Annotated in this window: 18 protein-coding genes; 5 read left to right on the top strand and 13 right to left on the bottom strand. The window is 60.0% G+C overall.

The features are described 5' to 3' along the window. The first annotated feature begins 19 nt into the window (after positions 1-19). Positions 20-352, top strand: a complete 333-nt coding sequence (locus CFB04_RS01750; protein ID WP_088533668.1) for a YajD family HNH nuclease — start codon at positions 20-22, stop codon at positions 350-352. Positions 353-384: 32 nt separating this feature from the next. Here CFB04_RS01750 and CFB04_RS01745 read toward each other — a convergent pair whose 3' ends face one another. From CFB04_RS01745 to CFB04_RS01700, 10 genes are all read right to left on the bottom strand, one after another. Beyond that, entirely contained in the window at positions 385-2,490 is a 2,106-nt protein-coding gene (locus tag CFB04_RS01745) for a thioredoxin domain-containing protein (protein ID WP_088533667.1), read from the bottom strand. A gap of 836 nt (positions 2,491-3,326) precedes the next feature. Then, complete coding sequence (locus CFB04_RS01740; RefSeq protein ID WP_088533666.1) at positions 3,327-4,493, bottom strand: hypothetical protein; 1,167 nt, start codon at positions 4,491-4,493, stop codon at positions 3,327-3,329. A 68-nt stretch (positions 4,494-4,561) separates the two neighbouring features. Then, a complete protein-coding gene (locus CFB04_RS01735) occupies positions 4,562-6,703 on the bottom strand; it encodes a cytochrome-c peroxidase (protein WP_088533665.1) in 2,142 nt (713 codons plus the stop codon). A gap of 14 nt (positions 6,704-6,717) precedes the next feature. Beyond that, positions 6,718-8,049, bottom strand: coding sequence for a multicopper oxidase domain-containing protein (locus CFB04_RS01730; protein WP_088533664.1), 1,332 nt, complete (start codon positions 8,047-8,049; stop codon positions 6,718-6,720). A gap of 341 nt (positions 8,050-8,390) precedes the next feature. After that, a complete protein-coding gene (locus CFB04_RS01725) occupies positions 8,391-9,788 on the bottom strand; it encodes a multicopper oxidase domain-containing protein (RefSeq protein WP_172825419.1) in 1,398 nt (465 codons plus the stop codon). Between the two features lie 38 nt (positions 9,789-9,826). Further along, positions 9,827-11,809: an Ig-like domain-containing protein gene (locus tag CFB04_RS01720; protein ID WP_088533662.1), complete on the bottom strand. Its 1,983-nt coding sequence runs from the start codon at positions 11,807-11,809 to the stop codon at positions 9,827-9,829. 347 nt (positions 11,810-12,156) lie between these two features. Then, positions 12,157-13,323: a hypothetical protein gene (locus CFB04_RS01715; protein ID WP_088533661.1), complete on the bottom strand. Its 1,167-nt coding sequence runs from the start codon at positions 13,321-13,323 to the stop codon at positions 12,157-12,159. A gap of 25 nt (positions 13,324-13,348) precedes the next feature. Further along, the gene (locus CFB04_RS01710) at positions 13,349-14,962 is read right to left on the bottom strand and encodes a dockerin type I repeat-containing protein (protein ID WP_088533660.1); all 1,614 of its coding nucleotides are present in this window, start codon (positions 14,960-14,962) and stop codon (positions 13,349-13,351) included. Positions 14,963-15,250: 288 nt separating this feature from the next. Further along, positions 15,251-16,651: a sigma-54 dependent transcriptional regulator gene (locus tag CFB04_RS01705; protein WP_088533659.1), complete on the bottom strand. Its 1,401-nt coding sequence runs from the start codon at positions 16,649-16,651 to the stop codon at positions 15,251-15,253. Further along, positions 16,641-18,248 carry an ATP-binding protein gene (locus CFB04_RS01700; RefSeq protein WP_088533658.1) on the bottom strand — a complete coding sequence of 536 codons (1,608 nt, stop codon included), beginning with the start codon at positions 18,246-18,248 and terminating at the stop codon, positions 16,641-16,643. Before CFB04_RS01700 ends, CFB04_RS01705 begins: the two co-directional genes overlap by 11 nt. A 315-nt stretch (positions 18,249-18,563) precedes the next feature. On the opposite strand from CFB04_RS01700, the gene CFB04_RS01695 reads away from it, so the two are divergent. Together CFB04_RS01695 and CFB04_RS17750 are read left to right on the top strand one after the other, a co-directional pair. Continuing rightward, complete coding sequence (locus CFB04_RS01695; RefSeq protein WP_088533657.1) at positions 18,564-18,923, top strand: hypothetical protein; 360 nt, start codon at positions 18,564-18,566, stop codon at positions 18,921-18,923. Continuing rightward, on the top strand, positions 18,920-19,072 hold the full coding sequence (locus CFB04_RS17750; RefSeq protein WP_157698686.1) for a hypothetical protein: 153 nt from the start codon (positions 18,920-18,922) through the stop codon (positions 19,070-19,072). The genes CFB04_RS01695 and CFB04_RS17750 overlap by 4 nt, the downstream gene beginning before the upstream one ends. Positions 19,073-19,189: 117 nt before the next feature. Here CFB04_RS17750 and CFB04_RS01690 read toward each other — a convergent pair whose 3' ends face one another. The 3 genes from CFB04_RS01690 to CFB04_RS01680 all read right to left on the bottom strand — a co-directional run bounded on the left by CFB04_RS01690 (position 19,190) and on the right by CFB04_RS01680 (position 22,388). Next, the gene (locus CFB04_RS01690) at positions 19,190-20,608 is read right to left on the bottom strand and encodes a DUF1259 domain-containing protein (RefSeq protein ID WP_088533656.1); all 1,419 of its coding nucleotides are present in this window, start codon (positions 20,606-20,608) and stop codon (positions 19,190-19,192) included. 501 nt (positions 20,609-21,109) lie between these two features. Continuing rightward, positions 21,110-21,469, bottom strand: a complete 360-nt coding sequence (locus CFB04_RS01685) for a YtxH domain-containing protein (protein ID WP_088533655.1) — start codon at positions 21,467-21,469, stop codon at positions 21,110-21,112. Positions 21,470-21,593: 124 nt separating this feature from the next. Next, a complete protein-coding gene (locus CFB04_RS01680) occupies positions 21,594-22,388 on the bottom strand; it encodes a lipopolysaccharide assembly protein LapB (protein ID WP_088533654.1) in 795 nt (264 codons plus the stop codon). A 212-nt stretch (positions 22,389-22,600) separates the two neighbouring features. Here CFB04_RS01680 and ptsP point away from each other — a divergent pair, with 212 nt between their 5' ends. Together ptsP and CFB04_RS01670 are read left to right on the top strand one after the other, a co-directional pair. Next, on the top strand, positions 22,601-24,949 hold the full coding sequence (ptsP, locus tag CFB04_RS01675) for a phosphoenolpyruvate--protein phosphotransferase (protein ID WP_088533653.1): 2,349 nt from the start codon (positions 22,601-22,603) through the stop codon (positions 24,947-24,949). Positions 24,950-25,078: 129 nt separating this feature from the next. Further along, positions 25,079-26,080: an NADH:ubiquinone oxidoreductase gene (locus CFB04_RS01670; RefSeq protein WP_088533652.1), complete on the top strand. Its 1,002-nt coding sequence runs from the start codon at positions 25,079-25,081 to the stop codon at positions 26,078-26,080. The last annotated feature ends 93 nt before the right edge of the window (positions 26,081-26,173 follow it).

The following is a 26,173-nucleotide window of genomic DNA, read 5'->3' as shown; positions in this document are numbered from 1 at the left end:
AGACGAAAAAGGAGGCATCATGTCGGCCTATTCCAGCAGGCCGCGCCGCCCCGGCGCGGGTAAAGCGGTAACCCAGGAGGAAGCGGACGAAATCGTCAGAAAGATGCGCGAAGGGCAGTCGCGAGGGGAGAACTACCGGGAGAAGTCACTGAAACTTCACGGGTGGATCTGCGCCAAATGCGGCCGGGAGTTCGAGCTCCACAACCTCCACCTGCTCACGGTCCACCACAAGGACGGGAATCACAACAACAACCCTGCCGACGGAAGCAACTGGGAAAACCTCTGCATCTACTGCCACGACGATGAGCACAGCCGGTCCATCCTTGCCGATTACCTGGCGGGCAGGAAGTAGGAGCCTCAACGACGGAAAGGTTTGCAGGATTGCTACGCCACCTCCGCGAGTAGCCGCTCCAGCTCTGTCAGGTCGACAACGGGAGGGCGGCACCTTCCCGCAGCGCACAGGTAGAAGGCGGGGCGGCCATCCAGGGGCGAATAGGCCTTATCCCCCTCCCCGGCGAACCGGATGACGAGTCCGGGAAGGAACAGCTTGCCCACCGCCAGCACCAGAGCCCTGGTCGCTGCTTCATCAAGCTTACCCGCCACCGTGAGTTCGATGGGGAAAGCATCGGCATCGGATGCAATCAGAAGAGCAAGATGCCCTGTAGGCTGTCTGGCAGCCTTACCCATAACACCGGCCATTATTGCGCGCCCCGCCTCTTGAAGCTCCAGATCACCCGTCAGTTTCCCGACCTTGCACAGGACGTAAGCTGCCAGTGAGTTCCCCGACGGCACCACGCCGTCGTGGCTGTCGCTGATCCTCAAGAGTATCTCCTCGGTATCGCTTCCCGTGTCGTAGCATAGCCCGCTCTCCCGGTCCCTGAACAGCCGCAGGATCTCGTGGCAGAGTTTTTCCGAAAGATCCAGATGGGAACTCTTTCCGGTCACCTCGTACAAAACGGAGAGTCCCCAGGCGAATGCAGCATAGTCCTCCAGAAAACCGGGAACGACACCTCTGCCCAGATGAAAGCTACGCATGAGCCTCCCCTCGCCATTGACGAGCCGCCGGGCAATGAAGATGGCCGCGCTCTCGGCGGCGGTGAGGTACGATTGTTTTCCCGTTGCCGCATACCCTGCCGCCAGCGAAGCGATCATCATGCCGTTCCAGGCGCTCAGGATCTTCTCGTCCCGGAAGGGGCGGATGCGACGCTCCCGCACGGCCAGCAGCCTCTCGCACCATAACGCCACCTTCTCGTTCAGCTGTGAGAGATCGAGACCTTCGCGTTTCGCAGCTTCGTCAAGAGGCGCCGGCAGATGGAGGACGTTGCTCTCCTCGAAATTTCCCCGCTCCGTGACATCAAAGAGCCGGCAGAATAGACCTGCGTCTTCACCGAGAAGATCCCGTATCTCGCCGGGAGTCCAGACGTAGAACTTGCCTTCCTCCCCCTCGCTGTCGGCGTCCAGCGCCGAAAAGAAGCCCCCCTCAGGCGCCGCCATCTCCCTCAGCACGTATGTGAAGACCTCTTCGGCCACATTGAGATGGTAAATGTCTCCCGTGGCTTTCCAGGCCTCGACGTACGCCATGGAGAGGAGCGCCTGGTCATACAGCATCTTCTCGAAATGGGGGACGAGCCACTGCCGATCGACGCTGTAGCGGTGGAAGCCGTAACCGATCTGGTCGAAGATACCCCCCTCACGCATCTTCCGCAGGGTATGCTCCACCATTTCAAGGGCTTTCCGGTCACCATTTCTGCGCCAGCAGCGCAAAAGGAACATGATATTGAACGGCATCGGAAATTTGGGGGCATCCCCGAACCCGCCCCATTCCTGGTCGTATATCTCCTCCAACTGACGTCGGGCTCCCTGCTGCACGTCCCCGGCAGGTGCGGGCCCGGGGGAGAAGCGATGGACGTGGCCCAGGTTTTCCAGGATAGCAGCGCAATTCTCGGCTACTCGGTCCGGCTCCGTCCGCCAGAAATGGGTGATCCGGTCGAGTACCGTAATGATACCGGGCATTCCCATTCGGGCAGTCCTCGGAAGATACGTGGCTGCGAAGAAAGGCTCCCGGTCCGGGGTCATCACGATGGTGAGAGGCCATCCCCCGCTGCCGGTCATCATCTGGGCCACCGTCATGTACTGGGCATCTATGTCGGGGCGTTCCTCCCGGTCCACTTTCACCGGTATGAAGTCCCGGTTGAGCACGGCCGCAACGTCCCCATCCTCGAACGACTCGTGGGCCATTACATGGCACCAGTGGCAGGTCGCATAACCTATGGAGAGGAATACAGGCTTGTGCTCCCGCCGGGCGGCAGCGAAAGCTTCCTCACCCCACGGGTGCCAGTCCACCGGATTGTCTGCGTGCTGGAGAAGGTAAGGGCTCGTGGCGAAGATAAGCCGATTGAAACCGGAACCGCCGTCGGCCGGAAGAGTGTTTTTATCCAGCGCGATGAAGCGCCTGATCCGCTCGTTCTCATCCCTGGCTGTATTTCCCATAACGGCTCCTTCCACTCGGTTGGCTTGTCTTCAAATTTTACCAGATTATTTTTGCGCCTCTTTCCCGGCCGGCATTCTTGCTGATGTACATAGTTAAGCCTTCGGGGCGTTGCCCCGTACCCCACGTACTTTCTTTGGCTAGGCTCCAAAGAAAGTACGCAAAGAAAGATCCGCCCCGGAACATTCCGTCCCTTCGGGATGCCCTCCCTCGTCAGCCGGGCGGGGGATTCTGCAAAGTCGCTCCGCTCCTGGGCAGCATACCCCTTCCCGCCCGGCCTCCTCACTCGGCGAAATGCATAGGTTGCTGAAAAACAGCCATCTCACCGCCGTCCTCGAAAGCCACCTTGTGACTTCGGCCTGCGGCCTCACCCTTCGGGCGCTTGAAGCTGCGGTCCACTTTTCACAAGTGAAAAGTGTGCGGCGTAGCGCTGCTACGCCTCCGCGGGGTTTTCTGCGGGTGCGACGATCTGACTGTTTTTGAGCAACCTGTAATGGGGGAGGCCGCGGACGCGGCCTAAGGGCTTAAAGCTTTAGCTTCTAAGCAGTTTTCCCCTTCGGCATGGCCGAGTGAGAACACCGGCGGCGGGTTTTCGACGATCTCCTGAGCGAAGCGAATCTGATCGTCGCGCCGTCGGTGCTCGCAGCGAGGGAACCGCGAAAGAGGCCAGGTCGCAGGGGTGCCCTTTTCTTTGCTTCGTTTCTTTTGGGCAAGCAAAAGAAATGAAGTGGGGGTGAGGGGGCAAGCCCCCTCCCTGGCTTTTAGAAAAAAAGAGGCGCAATCCGGATGGACTGCGCCTTAAATAACCAGCCGTGGGCCGCCTCAGCGATACCGGCTGTTACGGCGTAGGCACTGCAACGAACGCCCGGTCGGCAGAGATCCCCACCAGGTACCCCGCATTGTTGATCCCCAGCGCCTGCCCGAGGGATGAATCGGAAAACACCGGGTTGGTAGTGACCGGAGTGCTGTGCATTGCGTGCCAGACGGTTGCCAGTGAACCTGTAGTGTCAGTGAACCCTGCGATCAGCCCCAGGCTGCTGATGGCTGCAGCGCTGCCCCTCGCCCCAGCGGGACCCAGGTCGACGATATTGTACCCGAAGAGAAGGCCCTCCTGCCACATCACCGCGTGAACCTCGCCGGTTGCCGACTCAGACTCCCCCACTATGACTGTTTTCCCGTTGGGGAGGGTAGCCACACCGAGGGCGGTGCTGTTGAGGTGGCCCGACAGAGTGCCGAGATCGGTGGGGCCGTCGGTGAGAACACCGTTGGCATCCATGCTCCAGATCACGGCATGCACCGCGCCGCCCGCCGACACCTCCGACTCTCCCACGGCTTTCATGCTCTCGTTAACCGCGAAGGCAGCACTGGTAGCGTCGGAAGCGAGTCCCCCGAGAGGAACCGGGGCGGTGTCGCCGCTCCTCCATACCACAGCGACCATCCTGCCGTTGCTGTCGAGCGCCTCTCCGACCTTCACACCACGGTTGTTGATGGAGTACGCGGCGCTGGGACCGGTGGCGGAAAGAAGCAGGAGCTCCGTCGGTTCGCTTGACGCAGTCGCTCCAGACGGCCACCATACCGCCACGGTATCGCTCCCCTTGGATGACTCCCCTACGATGATCCCCGAATCGTTGATCCCGTAAGCGGCGCTGTAGGAGTTGGAGCCAAGCGGCTTAAGTCTCACCTGGTCGGTTTGCGTACCGTCCGCCGCCACGCTCCACAGAACCCCCTGTATCTGCTGCGAGCCGTTGTCGGACATGCCGATCACTTTCATGGCGCTGTTGATCCCTATGGCTGCGCTGAAAATGCCGCCGGAGAGAGGCGAAAGCTGCTTCGTGGCAAAAGCCGAAAATTTCGCCGCGTCATTGGGGAAAGCATCCTGAGCGTTGGGCACACCATCCCCGTCCAGATCGCTGGGTCCCCCGCCCCCTCCTCCTCCGCCGCATCCCGGGAGGGCAAACATCGCCGCTATCAGCAGCCCTGTCAGTATTCTTTTGAGTTTTTCCATGGTCTTTCTCCTTCCATCAGATTCGCAAGCTGTCTATTTCGTGCGGGCCGGCGGATTTCGCCTGCCGCTTAATTCCTGTAGTGAAACTGCGGATCACCGGTTGTGTCGAGAAAGGGGCGCAACGGGGGCAATCCCTGGCTCTGCCTTCCTGCCGCACCTACTGCGGGAATTTCCATCATCCTGTCATCCAGCGTCCTCTTGCGCCTCGGGTCGCCGCTAACCTTGGACGAATGGCCATCCGGTACGAAAAGCTGAGGGTGATCGAAGGGAGCCCGTTCCCATCGGACCCGCTCGTCGGTCAGCGCCAGGAGGAAATCGACGAGAGCGGCGCGGTCCTCCTCCTTTCCGGCGCCCTTGAGACCATTGATGTCGGTGATGACCGGATCGATATTGGCGATGTTCGCCTCACGGAAGTTCCCACCCCTGACGTAGAAATCCACTGTCTGCCGGAGGGTGAGAAGGCTGCCGTTGTGGAAGTAGGGGCCGGTGAGCTCCACATTGCGAAGTCCCGGTGTCTTGAATGCCCCGTTGACCGCCACCCTGGTGACCTCCCCTGCTGTGGGGGGGCAGATATTCGGTGGGTCTCCTATGAAGTCATTGACGCACCCCGGCTTCGGGAAGGTGAATGGCGGAGGTGGCTGGAGAAAGTTCTGCCTGGAGAACGCCAGAGGGAAGCCGAACGGGTCGTCTGCTCCCCGGCCGATATCTTCTCCGGTGGGGGTAACGCCGACGTTGTAGAAACCGATGTCATAGTTGGCCAGCGCTCCGTCACCTACCGCCATCAGCTCGATGAGCCCAGGCTCCAGCGCATTGCGAGCATTGGTGATGGATGCCGCCGTCAGCTCTGCCCCCACGTGGCAGTCGGCGCAGCCGGCTGCGCCTGAGAAAAAGAGGTTCATCCCCCGCTGCTGCCGTGCAGTCAGCGCGGTGGGGTCTCCCGAAACGAAGCGGTCGAAGGGGGTGTCGTCCGAAACCAGAGTCGCCTCGTAGAGCTGCACCGCCAAGCCGAAGAAGAAGGCGAAATTTGCCTCCATCAGCGTGTATGAAGTCGTCCCGGGAAGTGCCGCCGCGGCCCGTTTCGGAAGAGCCTTCCCACCATTGAGGAGGAAGGTCCGCGGCTCCTGGCGGCTGGGGAGCACCTTGCGCGCCGCCGACTTCTGGAGCTGCACCGTTTGTGTGCTGTCCCAGAACCGGGCGGGGAACGCCTCCCGGATCATCTCCGCATATGTCGTTGCTAGGCCGGGTTGAGGGCTTCGCGAGAGGGACCCGAGAACGCTGTCGTTTCTGTGTACGACCTGCCCCGACAGGGGGCGGAGGGAGAGAAGCTTCTTTCCGATCTCCGGGAAGCTCCGGTCGCGCCACGACATCTCGATGTCGCTGAGGGGCGGCCCCACCGCCTGCGAGGCGAGGCTCGAATTGTCGAGGAGGTTGACCCGGGCCCCGGTGACGGGATCGGTGAGCCTGTTGAGCTCCAGCGGCTCGATCGTCCCGTTGTTGCTGACGTAGATCCGGGCGCTCACGTCCTGGATGCCGAAGGGGTTGACGCCGTTGAAGAAATGATTGGCCCGGCCGTCCCAGAAGTTGGCGAAGTTGAATACGGCGTTGATCACCGATGGAGTGTTGCGGGGCTCGACCCGGCGTACATTCCTGCCGTTTTTGGTAAAGACGGTGTCGCGAAGCGCGCGCCCCGCCTCGACGGCGGTCCCCGTCCGTCCCGGCTGGAAAGCGGTCAGGGGAACTCCCTGGGAAGAGACGACGTCGTTGGTGTGCGTGCGGGCAGAAAAACGGTCGTGGGGGTCGGCAAGGCGTGTCAGCGGGAAATCCCCTGCGGTGAGTGTGCCGTTCACCGCCAGCGTGAAATCAGAGTCCCCCCCGAGAAGACCGGGGCTGACGGAATTGCCGGTGCGGCTGTCGGTGCCCGCATGAAAGTGGCACGTGGCGCAGGAGGTCTTCCCGTCGCTTCCTACCTGCATGTCCCAGAAAAGGGCCTTTCCCAGCCTGACCGCCGCTTCGCGGTTGGAAATGAACAGTGAAAGGTCGCTCGGCTCGGGAACCGGAACTCCCCTGAGAGACGCGGGTGTCGCTGCGAGAGCGGCACCGTAGGGGGCTATCGCGTCAGCCGCCAGGCAGAGGAGCATGAGGCAGGCCGACAGGAAGGTGCCCCCTCCTCCCCTACTTCTCCAACTTGTTTTCGTTTGCAGATACTTCATGACAGACCCCGCATTCAGCTGACGATGATTACTGGGATGGAAATGGTCCGCAGCAGTTCCTGAGTTACCCAGTGCCGGTATTCGATATCGACGAAGTATGTCCCCGCCGGAACGTTCGTGTTTAGAAGCAGATCCCAGCGCTGGGCGGTGGAGAGGGTCATCCGCCCCCCAATGCTCGACATGCTGAACGGGTTCGAATACTGGACGAAGGGCGCCCGCCCCAAGGTGCGGCCGTCCATCGCGATCACCTCCGGGTTCAAGTGCGCCGGAAAGTTGATGGTCACCGAGGTGTAGGAGGCGTTGAGGACCCTGAAGAGGAGCGTCTCCCCCCGCTGGGCGGTCGGCGATACGGATGGATTCGTGATCACGTTCTGGCGGCCGCCGGCCTGGCTCTGGGGATCGGCAATCACGCCTGAGACGAGGAAATAGTCCGGGTCGAAACGGTGGAGCTGGACCGTCGAGTTCTCGGGGACCCCTCCGATTGGGAGGAACTCGTTTCCAACGGTGCCGATGCCGACACTATGCCCCATGCCGATGACATCTTCATGCCAGCGGCTGTCGAAATCATCGATCACCCAGAAGACCTCCCTCTGGTAGCTCCTCAGGCTGTCCCGGCGGTAGACCATGCCGGAGCCGCCGTCGATGAAGGGGGCGCCGGGGACATCGGGATCGGAAATGAGAAGGCCGTACATCCCCATCTCGAAGTGGAGCACCGTGTTTTTATGACAGTGATAGAAGTAGGTGCCGGCTTCCGGGGCAATCCATTGGTAGGTGTACCCCCCCTCTCCCACCAGGAAGGTGGCATGGCCGACTCCGTCGTTCATGGGGGTAGGTTCGACGCCGTGATGATGGATGGTATGGCTGCCGAACTTGGGGCCCAGGAAGGAGTGGACCAGTTCTCCCTCCCTGACGCGAATGGTGGTGCCGGGGAACCATGTCTCGCCGGCACCACCGCTTGCGTTGAATCCCCAGACTTCGAGGGTGTTGGCGCCTCCTTTGGTGGGATACGGGACAGGAAGCACTCCTCCCCCAGCAACATTGCTCAGTTCGAAAGTGCGTGCCGGCGTAGGGATGCTGTCCGGCGTAGGGAGCGGGGCGGCCGGGTCGAGAATGGGAGCCAGGACGTTGTTACGGAAGTTCGCGCTAAGCATGGTGAGGCGGCGGTCGTTGGGAGAAGGTGGCTGACCGGCGGCCAGGTTCGGCGGCGGCTCGAACCCCTTCGTGTTGTTCGGGTCGAGAAGAGCAACGCTGGTCGGCTGGGCCACGCCGTGCTGCCAGAAGCGGATCATCTCGTCGTAGCTGGCCTCGTTCAGAGGGTGGTCTATGTCTCGCGGTATTACTGGCATGATTCCTTCTCCTTTTCAGCGGCGCCATATTCGCGCCCTTCCGCCGCCGGCTCCTACTCAGGCTCCTCGACGTAGCACTGTTTATGCCCTGTGGGTACTACGCCTGCGGGCCATCGGTCGCCGACGACGGAATCATCGCGAATCTGTCGCCGCTTTAACCTTTACGTACGACTGTTTATAAACTCAGGTTGTTCAAAAATAGTCAGATCGTCGCACCCGCAGAAAGCCCCACGGAGGCGTAGTACCCTCTGGGGCATAAACAGCGCTACGCCGCACACGGTGGCTTTCGAGGACGGCGGCGAGATGGCTGTTTTTCAACAACCTGCTACCTACAGGTGCCCTCACCTGATGGTCGGCCTTATGTCCAGCCGCTGCGGGTCTCCTCCGTTCGCGGCGGTGATGCTCACCGAGCGAGTGGCGAGAGCCCGAAGTGCCCTGCCGCTGAAGGACCAGGCTCCCCCACCCTGAACTATGGCCGTCCCCACCGGCTGGCTCTGGGGAGCTATGGTAGAACCCGCGTGGATTTCGAGGGTAGAGCCGGCGGGAAGGGATGTGACTCCCCTGAGAGAAAGCTTCCCGAACTTCAGCCGCAGCTCCGCCTTGGTCACCTGAATCACCGCATCTGCCGGATTGGTGGGTCCCTCGATCATGAAGTGTGTCAGCAGCCCGTTGGGATAGTTCCCCCCGGCCGCAGTCTGGGACGGCTCTGCGTGGCAGTGCATGGGGAAGTCGAGGGGGAATATCTCGTCGCTTGCGCCGGCCAACATCCTCGTCCATGTGTCCTGGGGGATGTCGGGGGGTTTGATGAACGGAATGATCACGTCCCGCCCGATCATCGGCGGCAGGCTCCACACATCGACAACTACTATGTTCTGCTGGATAGTACGGGTCCCGGCGCTGAAGTTGCTCTCGGTCAGGACGTACACATGGTTTCCGTGCAGGTGCATGGAGTGCCATACCAATCCGGCATTGAGGCAGCGGACGATTGCCGGCTGCCCGATGTGGCCGGAGACGGCAATGTGAGGATCGTGGGACGCGAAGAAACCGCTCTTCCCGCTGATGGTGAAATATTGGGGAACATACCCGCCGGTGAACGCCGCAGCGCTGAGGTTGGGCGAAAGAGATGCCAGATTGTTCTTCACCGGGTCATAGCTGTTGACGAGCCAGATCCAGGATCGGGCCGGGTCCCAGGGATTGCCGGGGAAATGGTCCGTCGTACCGAAATCACGGAATAGCCTGGTTACGTTGCTGGTGGGCTGCGAATAAGGTGTAAAGGGTATCCTCGGCACGGTGACCAGAGCACCGTGCAGCCCCATTACCCGGTTCACCGGTGCGTTGAGGTGGTCGAAATAGAGGTAGGTGCCGGCGGAGGGCGCGTTGAAACGGATGGTCGTGGTTGCTCCGGGAGAGATGGTGGCCGTAACTACGCCGGGAATGCTGAACCCATGGGTTATGCTGTGGCGGTTGGTCACCCTGATCTCGACCTCATCCCCCTCCACGGCGGCAATCATCATACCCGGAACCCGCGGCACGTCTCCGGCCATCTTGAAGGCCCAGACCGGAATCTGCACCTTGTCTGTCATCTCATGAAACGCCTCCACTATCTCCAGGTCCACCATGGGCGCCGCGGCTATGGCTTCCCCACCCCGCCAGAAAAAGTGTGTGCCGGCGGTTCCGACGGCGACGGCGGCAAGCCCGGCGGAGCTGAGTTTCAGAAAATCACGTCGCGACATTGTCATAAACAGACTCCTTAAGACGTTCTTCAGGTTATGCTTCGTTACCGCATCCGCACAGGCAGGGTGGGCGCGCTGATGCCGTTGGAGGACGTAATGCTCACCGAGGCGAAGGGGCCGGGGCTTGCGGTGGACTTGCCGCGGAAGGCCCATCTTCCTCCCGGCCTAACGGCTGCCGTACCGATGACGGGACGGCTGATCCTTCCGCTCATCTCACCGGTGCCGGTGGGGCGGGCGGTTGTCCTTACGGTCAGGAAGGCGCTTCCGGCCAGTATCCTGGCCACTGCATCGGAGAAGGTGCTGACACCGTCGTTCGGGCGCGGCTGCAAGTTGAAGGTTGTCAGGGTCCCCTCCCGGGGAAAGGTAACCGCGCCGTCGAAATCCCTGTCATAGAGGTTGAAGATTGCGGGACCGTCGGCGGTGTCGAGGCGGATATCGATGCTCGCCACAGTCGAAGGGAGCGGCTCCGCCGTCAGGCGATATGCAATTTCGGTATCGGTGACGCGCAGGCCTATCCCTCCTCCGGCCGCGGTGGGCCCGGAGAGAACGGCGCGCGGACCGCCATGGATGGTGATGAGATTCGAGGTTGTATCGGAGCTCGTCCCCTCTATCCTCCAGGTACCTGTCCTCGGCCTGAATTCGGCCTTGCTGGCGGAGAGGTTCTCCACCAGTACGGTTACCTGCACCGGCTCCGAGATCAGGCCGCCTGTGTCCTGCACGACGTAGCTGAAGCTGTCTTCCCCGGTGAAACCGGCAGCCGGCGTGTAGGTGAAGGTTGCCTTGCCGGTCACCAGATTGGTGGTTCGCTGCACGGTTCCGCCGTTGGCGGTGGCGACGGGAGTGGTGCGGAGGATTTCGCCCCCCGCGGCGACGAGCCCCAGAGCTTGCCGGTTGATTCCGTGCACGTTGGCGCCGGTGACGGGATCGAGATCGTTGAGCACGGCATCGATGGTGACGGCGCGGTTCATTGCGGTGGTAGCCGAGTCGGGCCGGGCGGTGGGCCGAAGGTTGGGTCCGTCGTTGAAACGCTTCCCCATCACCTGAAAGTTGCTGATGGTGACCGTCTGGTTGCCGGTGGCCGAGTTCAGTACGAAGCCCGCGGGGGGATTGAGGAGCGTGAGTGTAACCGAATGCCCGAAAGGAGCCGCGTCCGGAGCCGCGGTAAGTGCCTGCTCCACATGCACCGCCCCGCCCGGTTCCCCGATATAGGTCGCTCCCCCCAGAGTCAAAGGACCCCCGATACGGGTTACCGGATTGTAGGGAGTCACAGCGGGAACCAGGAAGGGGCCGACACTGAGCCCGTCCGCATTGACGACCTGCGCATCGGTGGAAGGGGGAGTCGGCGCGGGGGGTGCCGGTGGGGGGGGGCCGTCGGAGAGGGCTACCGTAAAGTCGAGGGGATTTATGATGCCCAGGTCCTGGGTCTGGTTTATCTCCCGCCCTGCGGACACGCCCGGAACTACAAAATCACGGGTGCCGTAGGGATGGGTAAGTTGGTAGGTGCCTGCTACCGGAACGTTGGCCCGCAGCCTTATGCGGCCGAAAGCGACCTGCTGGTTCTCTTCCGGGGTCCCCAGCAGATTTCCGAAGGAGGCCTCCAGGGCCATGACGACGAGCATGTCGCCTCCCGGAACCGAGGTACCGTTGTCAAGGCTAGTAAAGGTCGCCACCCCCGTAGCGTTCCACCAGAAGGCTTCCGAGCCGAAGTTTGCAGGGAAGGAAATCGGGAAGTTGGTGAATGGCTCCGCCGTGAGGCATGGGATGACAATACCGTTACCACCCGCGGCCGGCTTGTCCAGGCAGAGTTCAAGCTTCACGCCATTTTCGTCGCGATACCAGATGGGGAAGCCGTGGGCCAGGCTCGTGGCGACATCTGCCGGATTTCCTCCCGGAAGTACTTCAGTGAGCTGGTTCGGTGTGCCGGCTGTCGGCTTTCCGGAAACCGCCCCCAGCAGCGCGAAGGCATCATGAGCCCCCCCTGCTACGATCAGTAGGGCAAGGAGAAGTTTTTTAGTCAGTTCAGCCATTGTGTATCAACCTCCGTAGTGACCGAATCTCGCTGCAGTGACTCGGGAGCGAATGCACCGGTTTTATATCTGTATTCCACGTTCCGTGCCGAGGGTTCTCTGGCCGGAAACTGATCGTTAATTCAATAACTTGGAAACTACTTTAGGTGAGGTGGGCCGAGAGACGGGTGTAACAAATTCATGAGAGGAAAGAGCGGGTCTCATTAACAAGTTGCCGTTCTTACTGCACTTTTCGTCACCTGTAAAATTCTGTACGGCTGTAACGTCTTGAGGTGTCCCAAAAGAAAACGGGTGCGGCGAAGCACCCGTCTTATGGAAAAAGGGGAGCTTTTTCAGCCCCCATCACATCACTGAAAGGTTACGGCAAGGGCGGGAGTAACACCGGTCAGGGCCGCGCCGAGTATGTCCGTGGACTGGAAACCGGTGAGAATGAAGTGGGCCGGAGTTACGACGCTTCCTGTGGCGACGTCGCAGTTCACAGTCACGAACTCCCCGACCGGGAATCCGGAGACGCTGGCGAGAACGAGCATGATCGTCGCCGGCGAAGTCAGGGTAGCGGGGGTAAATTTCCCGCTGAGAATGGTGGCGTTGGAGGGAATGGCTCCGGAAAGCGTCAGGGCGGAGGTGGCAATTTCCCCTGTGCCGGCATCCTGAAGCGGTATCGACACACCCTGCGGAAGGTTTATCACTACCTCCACGCTGCCGACACTGTTCGAGGCGGTAAGCGCCCCCGCCGTGCTCAGCTTCAGTATGGCCCGTGTGGCGGTCCTGTTGCCGGTTATGGCCGTCCTGTTCCTGTCGGGGTCGACGATGAAGGCGGTCCTAGCGGTGTTCAGCTTGCTCAGGAGGTCAGCTGTAGCGGGAGCTGTAAAGTCGGCAACCGACTGCCCGAGAGTGCGGGTGTTCTGCTGCATGTATTTAGAGAGGGCTGCCAGCGCCATCCCGTACTCCTGCTGAGGCTGGGAAGCACCACTGGCCCCCGCCGCAGCCGCATCCACAGGCTGCGTCCCGATGATGTCGGCTACGCCGAAGGTGGCTCCCACATCGGAATTGGTGCTCGTTATAAGGGAAGGCGTTATGGGGGCACCCGAGTCGACGACACGTTTTGCGGCAATCTCGGTGAGCGCCGTCACGGAGGCGGAGACGTTTCCGGAAGCGCTGCCGACGAAGGCGCGAAGCGGCACCGCGCTGATGTCGAGCTGTGCACCCGTCGCCTCGTCTGTGTACGATCCGCCGGTCACTTCGATCAGGACAGGGCCGGTATAGGACCCGATGTTGACGGAGTAAACGCCGCTGGCAGGAGTCGGGGTGAAGGTACCCAACGGGGCCGAACGGTCGACTGCGCCGCTGCGGACGGCATAGATGTTTACGGTGCCGCCGTTGATGGGGCCTTTTGCCGCCGTGCCGGAAACCACCGTGGCCGAAGGCCCCCCGGAAGACCCGCCGCCTCCGCAGCCGAAGATGGTGGCAAGGGAGAGGGATATAATTACACTAAGTAGGAATCGAATATTCATATGTCACCTCTTTCGAAGATTTTGGTCACCAGATAGGATCAAGATTGACTACCCGCCGCAGGATGAGGAGCACATCGTTCGCCCGCACGGCGCCGTCGGCTTTCGGTCTCCCCGCGACGAGGGGGCCCACGTCGGCGGCGATTCTCTCGTCATTGGTAGGGGTATCGAGCCCCACCGCGATCCGGAGCGCCTTGATCGCGTCGCTCATGTTTATCGTTCCGTCTTCCACCACGTCACCGTTGCGGACGAACTTGACATCGACGGTGTGGCTCGCGCCCAGGTTGCCGAACGTGACGGTATTGTCCGTCACCGTCTGCAATACCCCGTCCACCAGGACCCGCGGAAAATAGCCGGCCTCGGGAGTGAAGGTATACGTCTGGCTTCCACCGGCGTCGACGTTCACCGTACCCGCCGGTGAGACGGTGCCGGCGACGCGGCTGCCGGCAGGGGTTGCACTGGCTGCAGTGGAGGTGGTGAGGGCGAACCGTGCTGTGCCCGCCAGGGTGACGGAAACGGGGGGAGCGGTCGCCGTATCGTCGGGGGTAATGGTGAGGACTGCACTCCGTGCGGCAACGGTGGAGGCAGCCGGATTGAACGAGACCTGGAAGGAGCAGCTGGATGGAGTTGCAGGAGGCACCTGGAGCGTCTGCCCGGAACAGGTATCGGTCACCCCGGGGACGATGGTGAAGTCGGGGGATCCGGTGATGGCGAGAGCATTCTGCCCGGTGAAGGCTACGGTGCTGCCGGTTATATTCGTCATCGTCACCTCCTGAAGCACCGGGGTCCCGACCACCGCCGTCATTGCAGCGGCGGGAAAGGGCTCCACTCCGAGCCCGATGAGCCGGCCCGACACGGTAAAGAGCGATGTCTGCACGAAGTCGACACCAGGGCCGCCGATGTTCGACCCGGCAGGCCCCTCCACACGGAAGAAGTTAGTGTTGAAGGGACTGCCTGTCACCGCATGGGGGATGTTGGGATTACCGACATAGCGCTTGCCCGAAGCAGGGTCAGTGACCGGAAAATCAGGGTCGGTCCACCGCAGGTATGGTCCGAAGCGGTACATGTCCACCGTCGTAACCTGCTCCGTGTCGTTTTGCGCCGGGTCCAGGACACCCGTGAACTGCTGCCCCGTCGCCCCGATATCCCGGGTATCGAATATCCTTTCTCCGGCACCGACGGTTACCTCGCGCACGCCGTAAGGGTGTATGAACCGGTATGTCCCCGGGACGGGCGGGTCGTCGATGCTGATCCTGATGCGGCCGAAACTGATCTGGTCGCCCACTGCCGGCGCACCGTTGCCGAACGCCGCCTCCAGTGCAAGGACGAGATCGGCCGTCCCCCCGGTCGCCAGATTTACGCTGGCGTCCCCTGTCCACCAGAACCCCTCGTCCGGGAAATTGCCGGGAAAGGAAACCGGCTGGGCAGGGTTCGGCACGGGGATCGGCTGCAGGCAGAAAGCGTCGAGAGGATCGAGACAGAGGTCCAACGACAGGCTGTTGGTATCCTGGTACCAGACCGGGAAACCGTTGGCGGGATTGACCGGTCCCATGGCCTTCAGTTCGGCATGGGCCGGTGCGGCGGCAGCCGCAATGAGACTGACCAGCGCGGCTTTGATGCATGATTGACGTATCCGCTTCATGACGCTCCTCCTCTTCCTTTATGTCATTGCTTGCGCGTTTTGCGTTTGATTGGATGTCTGCCGTTTACTTCATGCTTCATGCCCGCCCGCCGACGTGAAATTCATTAATGATTTCGGCTTGATAGAAAATGAGAGGTTTTGTACCGGTGTAACGGGTGCTGAGCGGATACCGCGGGCGGAGGAAGAGAAAGTCAGGAGGAATGGGGGATCAGGGCTGAAAAGGAGGCAACTCCCCTGTCGCTTTCTGCGACAGGGGTTCGACGAAAAGGTAGGGAGCAGTTAGTGGGGCTACGATTCTTCTTTCGACTGGAGCCGCCTGTTGAGCGTCTGCCGGGTCGTACCCAGGAGTGACGCCGCTATCCCCTGGTTGCCGTTGGCGCGTTTCATGGCTTCCCGGATCAGGTGATCCTCCATTTCCCTCATCGTCGGGAAATGGCCGAAAAGATTGTAGAGCGGGTCTTCTTCGGAAGGGGTAGCGGCTGTCAGGGGGCGTTCGTCCCCCAGGGCGCTTCGGAAGCTCTCCATCGAGAGGACTCCCGAGGCGTGCCGGGCGACCGCATCGAATACCAGAGCCTGCAGCTCCCTGACGTTGCCGGGAAAGGGATGGAGCGAAAGAAGCGTAACCAGCTCCGGTGGAGGGGTCGGCTTCCTTTTGTTGAAAGACATCGCGGCCTCTGCAAGGAAGTGGTCGAGGAGAAAAGGAATATCCTCCCGGCGCTCCCGCAGAGGGGGGATGCGGACCTGGTGGGCGCAGAGCCGGTAGTAAAGGTCATTGCGGAACTCCCCCGCCGAGATCGCCTGCTGCAGGTTGCGGTTGGTGGCGCAGACAATGCGCGCCTCGCTCTTGCGCGGCACGTCGGAGCCGACCGGGTAGTATTCGTTCTCCTGGAGGAGCCGCAGAAGCTTGATCTGGGAGAGCTCCTTCATGTCTCCGATCTCGTCCAGGAAGAGCGTTCCGCCTGCGGCCCGTGCAATGAATCCCTCCCGGGGCTGATCGGCGCCGGTGAACGCTCCTCTCTTGTGGCCGAAAAGGGCGTCGGAGAACATATTGTCGTCGAGCCCCGCCACATTGACGGAGACGAATTCTCCACGGCGGCCGCTGAGGGTGTGTATCGCACGGGCGAAAAGTTCCTTGCCGACACCCGTCTCCCCAGTTACCAGAAGGGGCTGCCGTGAGTTCGCCACCACCTCCACATACTGGAAAACCTTGTGCATCTTGTCGCTGCGTGTGACGATGGCTGCGAACGCCTCGGGATTGCGGAGGCTGTCGTCGAAGAGACATTCCTTCAGGGAGGAAAGCTCATTGGAAAGCGACTGGATCTCCAGCGCCTTTCGTACACTGGAATAGAGCTGTCCCGGATCAACCGGTTTGACGAGGTAGTCGCACGCCCCCATTTTCATGCAATCAACGGCGGTCTGGGCTTCCCCCACCGCCGTCATCACGATCACCGGAATGTGAGGAAACCTCTCCACAACAACCGGCAGCAGTTCGAGCCCCGACAGGTTCGGCATGAACAGGTCCATCACGATTGCAGAAACGCTGTTGGCCTCCAGAAAGGGGAGGACCTCTCTGCTGTCACTCAGCGTGGCCACGGCATCCACCCCCTGGCTGCGAAGCGCCAGGCGGGAAGAGGTAAGGATATTGGGTTCGTCGTCTACCAGCAGAACCGGCTTGACGTCAGCTGACATGCGTTGTGACCTCCGTAACAGTCGATCTCATGGATTCGGATTCCGTAGCCGTGGAGAAAACAGCCGGTAAAAGGACGGTGAAGGTAGTACCCTCCCCCGGCCGCGACTCGAAGGACATGGTGCCTCCGTGGTCCCTTATTATGGAATGGGAGATGGAGAGCCCCAGACCCGTACCTCCCTGCCCCAGTTTGGTCGTGAAGAAGGGCTCCATGATCCGCTCTCCTGCCTCCGGAGGAATTCCTACGCCCTGGTCGCTGACGTGTAACGACACGAACCCGTTCTTGACCGAAGTGCTGACACTGACCCCCTTCGATCGCGCGGGGAGGGCCTGAAGCGCATTGATGACGAGGTTTATCACGACCTGCTCCAGTTGCTGAAGGCTGCCCCTTACCTGCGGGAGGTCATCGGCAAGATTCAGGCTGAAGTGGTCAGTACATCTGCGGATCTGGGAGCCGAGAATGGAGACAGCCAGGGAGACGGCCCTGTTCAGGTCCGTCATTACGTTCATCATGCTACTGTCCTGACGGGCAAAGTCCTTCAGGTTCTCGATGATCTCGCTGATCCTGCGAGAGCCGTCCGCTATCCCGGTCAGAAGGTCGCCGGATGAATCGCGCATCTCTGAATAGGGGAGTCCCCCCATGGAAAAATCGCCGTTCTCCCGGTAGTAGTCGTCGAGGATTTTCCTGATATCACCCCAGGCTCTGGAAATGAGCTGAGCGTTGCTCTTTATGAAGTTGTTCGGGTTGTTGATTTCATGGGCGATGCTGGTAACCAGGACCCCCAGCGAAGTCATCTTGTTGGTGTGGATGAGTTTTGCCTGGATGAGTTGGGCTTCCTCCTCGAGGCGGGTCCGTTCGGTGATGTCGCGAACCGTGCAGTAGACCAGGTCCACGTTCTGGATCGTGACGATCTTACCGCGCATGGAGACTATGATCTCGTTGCCGTCCTTGCGGACATGCACCATTCGGTCGATCTGGAATGGCTTCTCGTGGGCGATGCCGCTGATCAGGTCGCAGAACCTGGCGACCTCATCCCGGCTCACCATGCAGGAAGGACCCCGTTGGAAGAACTCCTGCCGGGAGTAGCCGTACATGTTTTCTGCAACCGGATTGGTATCGATAACATCGCAGGTGCCCCGTTTGAAGAGTATGATTGCATCCTCCGTCTGCTCGAAGAGCTGACGGAACCTTTCCTCGCTTTTCTGCAGGGCCGTCTCCGTCTCCCTCCGCGCCGCAATCTCCCTCTTCAGTTCGCTGACTACCTCCGTAAGCCGCTCCGTACGCTCTTCGATCGTCTTTTTCAGGTTGCGCTGGTATTCCCGGAGAGCGCCTTCCGCGACCTCTCGCCTCTGAACCAGCTCCTGGAACGGCTTAAAGAGAAAATTGCGAAGGATCGGCACGAGAAACAGGACCAGAAGCATCGCGTCGACAATGAAGGACACCGGAGGGTCCATGTCGGGCAAGAGCTTGAGTAGCCCCATTGTGAAGGTTTCGGCAACGAACACCGAAACGGTGATGATCAAAACAACACCGAGCGGAGAGCGGGATACCCGCTCCCTTGTCCCCTCATCCGCCGGCTGGTCTTCCTTGTAAACCATGCCTTCCTTTCATGCAGGAACGTAGCTGCCCTGGCTGAACTGTAAAAGAAAGTAGAGATGTAACATATCATTACATCCTTTCCACCTTGAATCCGGATACATTGAACTCCCTTTACCGCACTTCACACGCCTTGGAAAACCACTAGTGGCGGAGCACTCTACAGCCCCCTCCTCCCCCAGATTATGGGTAGGCACGGTTCCTGTAAAACCGGGAATTCCATACCGGCCTCACCACTATCGCCGGGCCTCACCAGCGGTTGGAGTTACACCAAAATAACACAGCCGCATATCATTTTCATCAGGTTTGGAGAAGTCATGAACCGCAATGCACTCTTTTCCGCAACGCTCGGGTTGTCCTCCCCGTGGAAGATTGTCTGCGTTTCGTTCCGGAACGGTGAAAAGCGCGTGGACATCTCCGTCGATTTCGATATCTGCTCCCCCTTCTCCTGCCCCCTCTGCGGTTCCGAGACCAGGGTCACCCGCACCGTCAGCGAACAGTGGCACTATCCCGATTTTTTCAATTACGCCGCTTACTTTTACGTCCGAACACCCTACCTCTCATGCCTTAAAGGGTGCGGTCACGTTAAGGCGGAGCGGCCGTGGCCGAAGGAAAATTCACTCTTTACCCTCATCCCGCATGGCGAGGAAATCATCGAGAGCCCAGACAAGCGGTGAGGAATTCAATCGAAGCTGCAATCACTGCTGCCCAATTTTTCAACCTTGTCGTCCCGGGGGCCGCTTCGGCACCGGGCACGGTCGTGAAGGCCAGGCTCGTCACCGGCACCTTCGTCGCCGATGAGCTTGAGATCGAGGGAGCACGGTAGAACCGATCGAATCACCAGTCGAAAAAAACGCCCGGAGAGTCAATCTCTCCGGGCGTTCCATGTCAGCGTCCTGCTCGGGAACGGCCTCCACTACCGTTACCGCCGAGTTCGCTTCATCTATACCGGCTCCTCCGGTGGCGGTGTAGTGCCGTCCGGCGGCGTAGTGGTGCTGTCCGGTGGCGTAGTGGTGCTGTCCGGTGGCGTAGTGGTGCTGTCCGGTGGCGTAGTGGTGCCGTCCGGTGGCGTAGTGGTGCTGTCCGGTGGCGTAGTGGTGCCGTCCGGTGGCGCGCCACCACCGGTCGAGCCACCGGTCGCACCAGCCGGTGTGACGCCGGTTGTTGGACCCTGTGGCGTGCTGGTCGTGCCTTGCGAAGTACCCTGGGTCGCCTGCGGACACTGCTGCGAATTTATCTGACCCAGGGCCGCCTGGAGCGCTGCCGCTACCCTTTGCGGGTTATCGATCGTCCAGAAATGGACGTATATCAGCCGTGGCTCCTCGAAGATGAGATGGTTAGAAATCGCCTCGACACGTATGCCGTTCTCGTTGAGAACCCTCGCCACAGGATTCACCTCTCTCGCGAGAAGCGCGAATTCCCCTGTCGCGGCAACGCGATCCCCCACCGGCTGGAACTTGAACTCGCTGGCGGCACCAAGGGGAGGTGCGAGAAGCTCCTGGACCCCCTGTGTCGAGTCACAGAAGAACGGATTTTCCTGAATGCTGTCCGTACGTGGAACCCGGATCTCCAGCACGTTTCCTTTCTGCTTCCCTTGAACCCCGAGGCTGTTCTGAATCGTTGCCCATTGTGTCGGAGGCGTTTGCGGCGCTGCGGCCTCCGCAGTGCCTACCGGTGTGGCGGTAAGGGCCAGCGCTGCTTTTACCGCATTCGCCATTTCGTTTGCGTTGCCGGTCCCTTCGAGGTGAAGGAATACTACGGGCGGACTCGTGCTGATCAGATGCGCGTGCAGAGCCGACAGGTTGATTCCAGCGCCTTGGGCCTGCTGTTGTTGCAGCCGCAGCAGGTTATCCGTCACCGGCTGCACCTCCTCTTCCTTAAGCACCATATCCGCCGTCATCCTTGTCCTCTCCGGACCACACTGGAAATTGATCACAGTGGTCAGCGCAAGAGCGGGTTCGAGTTGCACGTCCGCTTTGCGCACGGTCAGGTCGTTGCGAGGAATGGCTATCCTGAGTGTGTTGCCCTCGATCTCCCCGGCAGTAGTGCTGAAAATCTGCTGTACCTGCTGCCAGTCGGCAGCACATGTCGGCTCCGTTCCCTGGGGAGTTTGCGTCCCCTGAGTGGAGGTCGGAGGTACGCTCGTCTGGTTACCGAGAACAGGCGTAGGTACACTGGTCTGATTACCGAGAACAGGCGTAGGTATACTAGTCTGATTACCGAGAACAGGCGTAGGTACACTGGTCTGATTGTCAAGTACAGGCGGAGGCACAGTGGTCTGGTTCCCCATTGTCGGGGGGGTTATTTGTGCAAATGCTGCCGTACTGACCAGAATCGAAGCAAGTGCAAGCAGTTTCTTCATAGGTTCTCCTTTTCTCCGGTTTTGTTGTCATCATTCACCAAGCCCGCCCCATCAAAATGTGAGGCTGCCGTTTTACCGCTCCCCGGATGAGAGTGAGAGACACCACGCAACGATAGAAGATAATCGCTGCTTTACCTGGCTGGCATGTTGTTCAGGTGATTTTCGGTTCTAATACCTCTGGACTCTGCCTGCACTCAGGACGCAGCAGAGCGCCCCCACGATACACGCTTTTTCTGCGGGTACCGCACCGGGGAAATGTGCTGCTGCAACCGTTTTTTCACGGCTGCAGCCATGCCTGCCAGATCTCAGCGGAGGCGGCAGTTCCTTCACCAGCAATGGCGACAGGTGCCCCTGGGCATGACGCTGATCATGGCATTATCATTCCCTTCAGTCATTTCATCGGAATTACATGAAAGGATGCCGTGACACGTTGTGAACGCGCACGTCATCTAAAGGTGGGATCCTCCAATGAGAAGGGGCGCCGATCGGCGCCCCTATTTTCTACTCTTTGCTGAACAGCTTGGCCAGTCGGCTTCGCTGTTTCTCCAGTTTCTCCTGACCTTCGTCTATTGCCTTCAGAAGGCTCTCGCGGGCAGTGCCGGCCGCATCCTTGCCCGAATCGAGCAGTTCCGACGCTTTTTCCCCGACCTTGTCCACCATCTCCGAGATGCTGGAAGAAAGGTCATCCACGACCTCCTCCGCTCTGCGTCTCGTTTTGGTTGCGTACCGGCCGAGGTCCTCACGTGTCTCCTTCCCGGTCTTCGGCGCGAAAAGCAGCGCGACGCCTGCGCCGATGATGCCACCGGCCACTAGCATGAGCGCACCCAGAACAGCGGTGTTTCCATTCCTGTTTTCAGCCATTGTCTACCTCCTTCATGTGATGCATCAAAGCCGCCTCGGAAAGCGACGCCTCCATAACGGCGGCGACAGTGTCTATTTTATCGCAAAATTCGCCGTTGCAAACGTACCTCTCAATTTTCGTGCTCTACCCCTCCGCTTCCGCCTTGAGACCTTCGAGCACAGCCTTTACCTCGGCCACCATTTCTGCGGCCTGGGGCGACGTTTCCATCTTGAGGTACAGCTGAAGATACTTGATTGCATCCTTTACCCGCTCGCCATCCATACAGATGCTGCCGAGAGTGAGGTAAGCCAGCGTGAAATGTGGATCGAGCCTTACCGCTTCCAGGCATTCCTTCTCGGCGTTTTCGAATTCACCCAGGTCGTAGTAGAGCTCTCCCAGATTGAAGTGAGCGGCCGCATCGTTGGGATCGATCTCTATTCCCTTGCGGAAGGCCTCTACGGCTTCGTCCCGTTTGCCCAGACCATAAAGCGCATCCCCAAGTGCATTGTATGCAAAGACATTGCTCGGGTCCAGTTCCAGAGCGGCATTGTAGGCCTTGATGGCATCATCGGACCGTTCCATCGCATTGTAGACGAGGCCTATGTTGACATAGCTGTCGGGATCTTTAGGGTCGATCTCGCTGACCTTACGGTACCGTGCCAGTGCATCCTTGTGGCGGCCCAGCTCGAAATAGACATCCCCCAGGGCGGTGAGCGCCTGGGTATCTTCCGGAGCTATGGCAAGACCCTTTTCGTATGCGGCGATGGCTTCCTCCGGCTTCTCGTCCGCTGCCAGTGCATCCCCCAGGTTGAAATGCCCTTCCGGATTCCCCGGCTCCATCTCCGTGCAGCGCCTGAACAGGGCTGTCGCCTCCGCGACCTCGCCCGCTTCGAGCTGAGAGATTCCTTTTGCTAGTTGGTCGTCGAATGTGCTGCTCATGGGGCCTCCCGATCCTGAAAAATGCCCAGACTATATCAGAAAGAAAGGGGCTTTTCCACCCGCATAATCAAAAAATCCTAAGACCCCGGGTTTCAATTTCCCACCTCTTGTAATATACTGCATACCGATTGCCGCGCTGCCCGCTCCGGGCGTGCGATTCTACGACGGGAGCAGGGCTGCTGACGAACTCAGCTACCTCCAAGGGTGCCGCGATGGCTGACGAAATTCAGGAAAACCTCGGGCTGCGGACCCTTGAGGATATCAGCGGCATCATTCTCCATTCCCACGACCTCCCGCAAACCCTCGAAAACATTGTTACCCTCGTCGCAAAGCGGATGGGTTCCGACGTCTGTTCCATATACCTTCTGGAGGATGATGGGGAAACGCTGCGCCTGAAGGCGACCCGCGGCCTCCTCAAAAGCTCCGTTGACCGGATCACGATGAGGACTTCGGAAGGTCTCACAGGTCTGGTCATCGAGCAGAAGGGAGTAGTGGCGACAGATAACGCCCCCGCCCACCCCCGTTACAAATATTTCCGCGAAACGCGTGAGGAAAAGTTCCATTCATTCCTGGGCATCCCTCTCTTCGAACGCAAGACACCTCTCGGCGTCATTGTGGTTCAAACAAAGGAGCAGCGGGTCTTCACGAGGGAAGAAATCAGCACCCTCTCCACCATTGCCTGCCAGCTCAGCAGCATCGTCATCAACGCCAAGCTCCTTGATTCCATCCGCAAGAAAGAGGAGGAACGCGCCTTCTTTCAGCACGAACTGGAGCGGATGAAGGCAGGAGATCACGGCCCGGGCGGCCCCGGAGCAGGAAAGGGAGGGCGGCAGCCGCAGGCTCTCGCAGGTTCCCCGGCTTCTCCCGGTTTCTGCCAGGGGAAAGTCTACATCCTCAACCAGCGCCCCGACCGCCAGGGGGACGGCACACTTGAGAAAGTGCTCCCACGTCAGGAGGAGCGCCGGCGCTTTCTCCTTGCCCTGGAACGAGCCAAGATCCACACGCTATACATGGAAAAGCGGGTCGCCCAGCTCATCTCCAAGGAAGATGCCGCCATATTCCACACCCATCTCATGATGCTGGAAGACCGCGGCTTCACCGGGAAGATACTTGAGCTGATCGACCGCGATTCCGGCGCGGTGCGGGCAGTGAGGGAGTCGGTGGACTACTACGTCGAAGCCTTCGCCCGGATGGAAGATCCGTATCTGAAGGAGCGCTCTGCGGACATCGAGGACATCGGCCGGCGCATCATCGACTGCCTCGAAGGCAACGACCAGACACGGACGCGGCTGCGTGAAAAGCGCGTACTCGTCGCCTCCGACATTCTCCCCTCAGACATGGCGATCCTCGACCACGACAAGATCCTCGGCATCGTCACCGAGCGTGGAGATCTCAATTCCCATGCGGCGATCATGGCCAGGTCGCTTGGCATTCCGGCGATACTTGGAGTCGACGGACTTCTTGATGCCATCAGCCTGCGTGATGACATTATCATCGATGGAAACTCCGGGCATCTCTACATAAATCCGGACAGCCGCATAAAGGTCGAATACGAGCGCCTGCAGCACGATTATGGCGTCAAGCGGAAAGAACTGGAAGGGCTGCGGGACCTGCCGGCCGAGACGAAGGACGGGGCCAGGGTCCGGTTGTATGCCAACATCGGCCTGCTGAGCGACATCCGGGTGGCCCTTGCCAACGGGGCGGAAGGCGTAGGCCTGTACCGCACCGAATTTCCGTACATGACCAGAAAAGCATTCCCCGACCGCACCGAACAGTACAGCCTTTACCGGAAGATCGTCGAAGGGTTCGGCCCGCTCCCTGTCAGCATCCGCACCCTCGATATCGGAGGAGACAAGGGTCTCCCCTACTTCGCCTACCCAAAGGAGGACAACCCCTTCATGGGGTGGCGCTCCATACGCGTGTCGCTGGAACGGGACGATATTTTCCGCGACCAGCTGGCAGGGGTCTTTCTCGCTTCTCCCCACGGAAACGTCAAGCTCATGTTCCCCATGGTTTCCGGTACCGACGAAATCGCCGCCATCAAGAAAATCATTACCGAGGTGAAGGACGAGTTACGCAGCAGCGGTCACACCTTCAATCCCGAGATTCCTCTGGGCATCATGATCGAGGTTCCTGCGGCTGTACAAATTGCGGACATCCTCATACGCGAAGTCGACTTCTTCAGCATCGGCACCAACGATCTCATCCAGTACACCCTGGCCGCGGACCGGAACAATCCGAAGGTGAAGCAGTACTATGACCCGTATCATCCCGCGGTGCTACACTCCATCAAGCGGGTGGCCGAAGTGGGAAGAAGTGCGGGCAAACCGGTCTCCATATGTGGAGAGATGGCTGCCGATCCCCTCAATGCCGTCATCCTCTTCGGCATGGGAATCACCGATTTCAGCGTTTCCGCTCCCTACATCCCTGTTGTGAAGCAGGCTATCCGCGGGATCGACTCGCACAGGGCACATGCCATAGCCGCCCATGTCCTGTCGCTGGAAAGTTCCTCAGGCATCAGAAAATACCTCGCCGACATCCGCAACGATCTTGGGCTCTGAGCCCCTCCCGCTGTAATTCAACACAAATTTCTAAAGTATTCCTCATAAGCCCCGATTATCTTTACCCATCCTGGAACTACCTCCGCTTCCGGCGGAGGTTTTGAAAATCCTGATGGAGCGGAGGTCGGCATGGCGGAGAAACCGAAGCTGGCGATGTACTGGGGAGCATCGTGCGGCGGCTGCGAAATTTCACTGGTCAACATCAACGAAAAGATCCTCGATGTCGATGCGCATTTCGACTTCATGTTCTGCCCCTGCCTCATGGACACCAAGAAAAAGGACATTGAGGCCCTCCCGGACAAAAGCATAGCCATCACCCTCTTCAACGGCGCCATCCGCACGGGGGAGAACGAGGAGATGGCCCACCTGCTCCGCCGCAAGTCCCAGGTGCTCGTCGCCTTCGGCTCGTGCGCGAAGGGGGGAAGCATACCGGCCCTCTCCAATCTCCATTCCCGCACAAGCCACTTCGTCAGCAGTTACATCGACTCCCCCACCATCGACAACCCGACCGCCACCACTCCCGGAGAAAAAACCGAGGTCGCGGAAGGGACGCTGACGCTTCCCGCATTTCACGACACTGTAAGAACCCTTGCCCAGACTGTCCCCGTAGACTACTACATCCCCGGCTGCCCGCCGGAATCGCAGCAGATCTGGAACGTGGTGGAACTGATAGTAAGCGGAGCGACTCTCCCTCCGGCAGGAAGCGTCATCGGGGGAGGCCGCTCCACCGTATGCGACGAATGCTCCCGTACGAAAGAAGAGAAGAAGGTAGGGCGCTTCTATCGCAGCTATGAGGTAATTCCCGATCCGGAGAAGTGCCTGCTGGAACAGGGACTTCTCTGCATGGGGGTGGCTACCCGCGACGGTTGCGGCGCCCTCTGCCCTCAGGTTAATACGCCATGCACCGGTTGTTACGGAAACCCGGAAGGAGCCGGCGATCAGGGAGCGAAAATGCTGGGAGCTCTCGGCTCCATCATCGACATAGGCGAAGTCAAGGGTGTATCCGAAGCCGAAATCCACTCCCGGATCGAGAGTGTCATCTCCTCAATCCCCGACTATGCAGGGACCTTCTACAAATACAGCCTTGCGGAGTCGATCCTTCGGGGCGCCGCCAATAAAGACAAAAACTAAAACAGGCCACAGAGACACAGAGGCCCAGAGAACCTTCACCAGGTTCTCGATCTGTTCTGCATTTCCTCCGCGTCTCTGTGTCTCCGTGGCAGA

This window comes from Geobacter sp. DSM 9736, from assembly GCF_900187405.1.
Taxonomy (GTDB): domain Bacteria; phylum Desulfobacterota; class Desulfuromonadia; order Geobacterales; family Geobacteraceae; genus DSM-9736.
Note: the sequence above shows the minus strand (reverse complement) of the source record. Positions and strands in the feature narration are given on the sequence as shown.

Excerpts from the sequence above, each read along its gene's own strand:
- ptsP (WP_088533653.1), top strand. The coding sequence starts at position 22,601 with ATGGCTGACGAAATTCAGGAAAACCTCGGGCTGCGGACCCTTGAGGAT.
- CFB04_RS01745 (WP_088533667.1), bottom strand. The coding sequence starts at position 2,490 with ATGGGAAATACAGCCAGGGATGAGAACGAGCGGATCAGGCGCTTCATC.
- CFB04_RS01710 (WP_088533660.1), bottom strand. The coding sequence starts at position 14,962 with ATGAAGCGGATACGTCAATCATGCATCAAAGCCGCGCTGGTCAGTCTC.
- CFB04_RS01750 (WP_088533668.1), top strand. The coding sequence starts at position 20 with ATGTCGGCCTATTCCAGCAGGCCGCGCCGCCCCGGCGCGGGTAAAGCG.
- CFB04_RS01680 (WP_088533654.1), bottom strand. The coding sequence starts at position 22,388 with ATGAGCAGCACATTCGACGACCAACTAGCAAAAGGAATCTCTCAGCTC.
- CFB04_RS01690 (WP_088533656.1), bottom strand. The coding sequence starts at position 20,608 with ATGAAGAAACTGCTTGCACTTGCTTCGATTCTGGTCAGTACGGCAGCA.
- CFB04_RS01725 (WP_172825419.1), bottom strand. The coding sequence starts at position 9,788 with ATGACAATGTCGCGACGTGATTTTCTGAAACTCAGCTCCGCCGGGCTT.
- CFB04_RS01720 (WP_088533662.1), bottom strand. The coding sequence starts at position 11,809 with ATGGCTGAACTGACTAAAAAACTTCTCCTTGCCCTACTGATCGTAGCA.
- CFB04_RS01670 (WP_088533652.1), top strand. The coding sequence starts at position 25,079 with ATGGCGGAGAAACCGAAGCTGGCGATGTACTGGGGAGCATCGTGCGGC.
- CFB04_RS01695 (WP_088533657.1), top strand. The coding sequence starts at position 18,564 with ATGAACCGCAATGCACTCTTTTCCGCAACGCTCGGGTTGTCCTCCCCG.
- CFB04_RS01730 (WP_088533664.1), bottom strand. The coding sequence starts at position 8,049 with ATGCCAGTAATACCGCGAGACATAGACCACCCTCTGAACGAGGCCAGC.
- CFB04_RS01735 (WP_088533665.1), bottom strand. The coding sequence starts at position 6,703 with ATGAAGTATCTGCAAACGAAAACAAGTTGGAGAAGTAGGGGAGGAGGG.
- CFB04_RS01740 (WP_088533666.1), bottom strand. The coding sequence starts at position 4,493 with ATGGAAAAACTCAAAAGAATACTGACAGGGCTGCTGATAGCGGCGATG.
- CFB04_RS01715 (WP_088533661.1), bottom strand. The coding sequence starts at position 13,323 with ATGAATATTCGATTCCTACTTAGTGTAATTATATCCCTCTCCCTTGCC.
- CFB04_RS01685 (WP_088533655.1), bottom strand. The coding sequence starts at position 21,469 with ATGGCTGAAAACAGGAATGGAAACACCGCTGTTCTGGGTGCGCTCATG.
- CFB04_RS01700 (WP_088533658.1), bottom strand. The coding sequence starts at position 18,248 with ATGGTTTACAAGGAAGACCAGCCGGCGGATGAGGGGACAAGGGAGCGG.
- CFB04_RS01705 (WP_088533659.1), bottom strand. The coding sequence starts at position 16,651 with ATGTCAGCTGACGTCAAGCCGGTTCTGCTGGTAGACGACGAACCCAAT.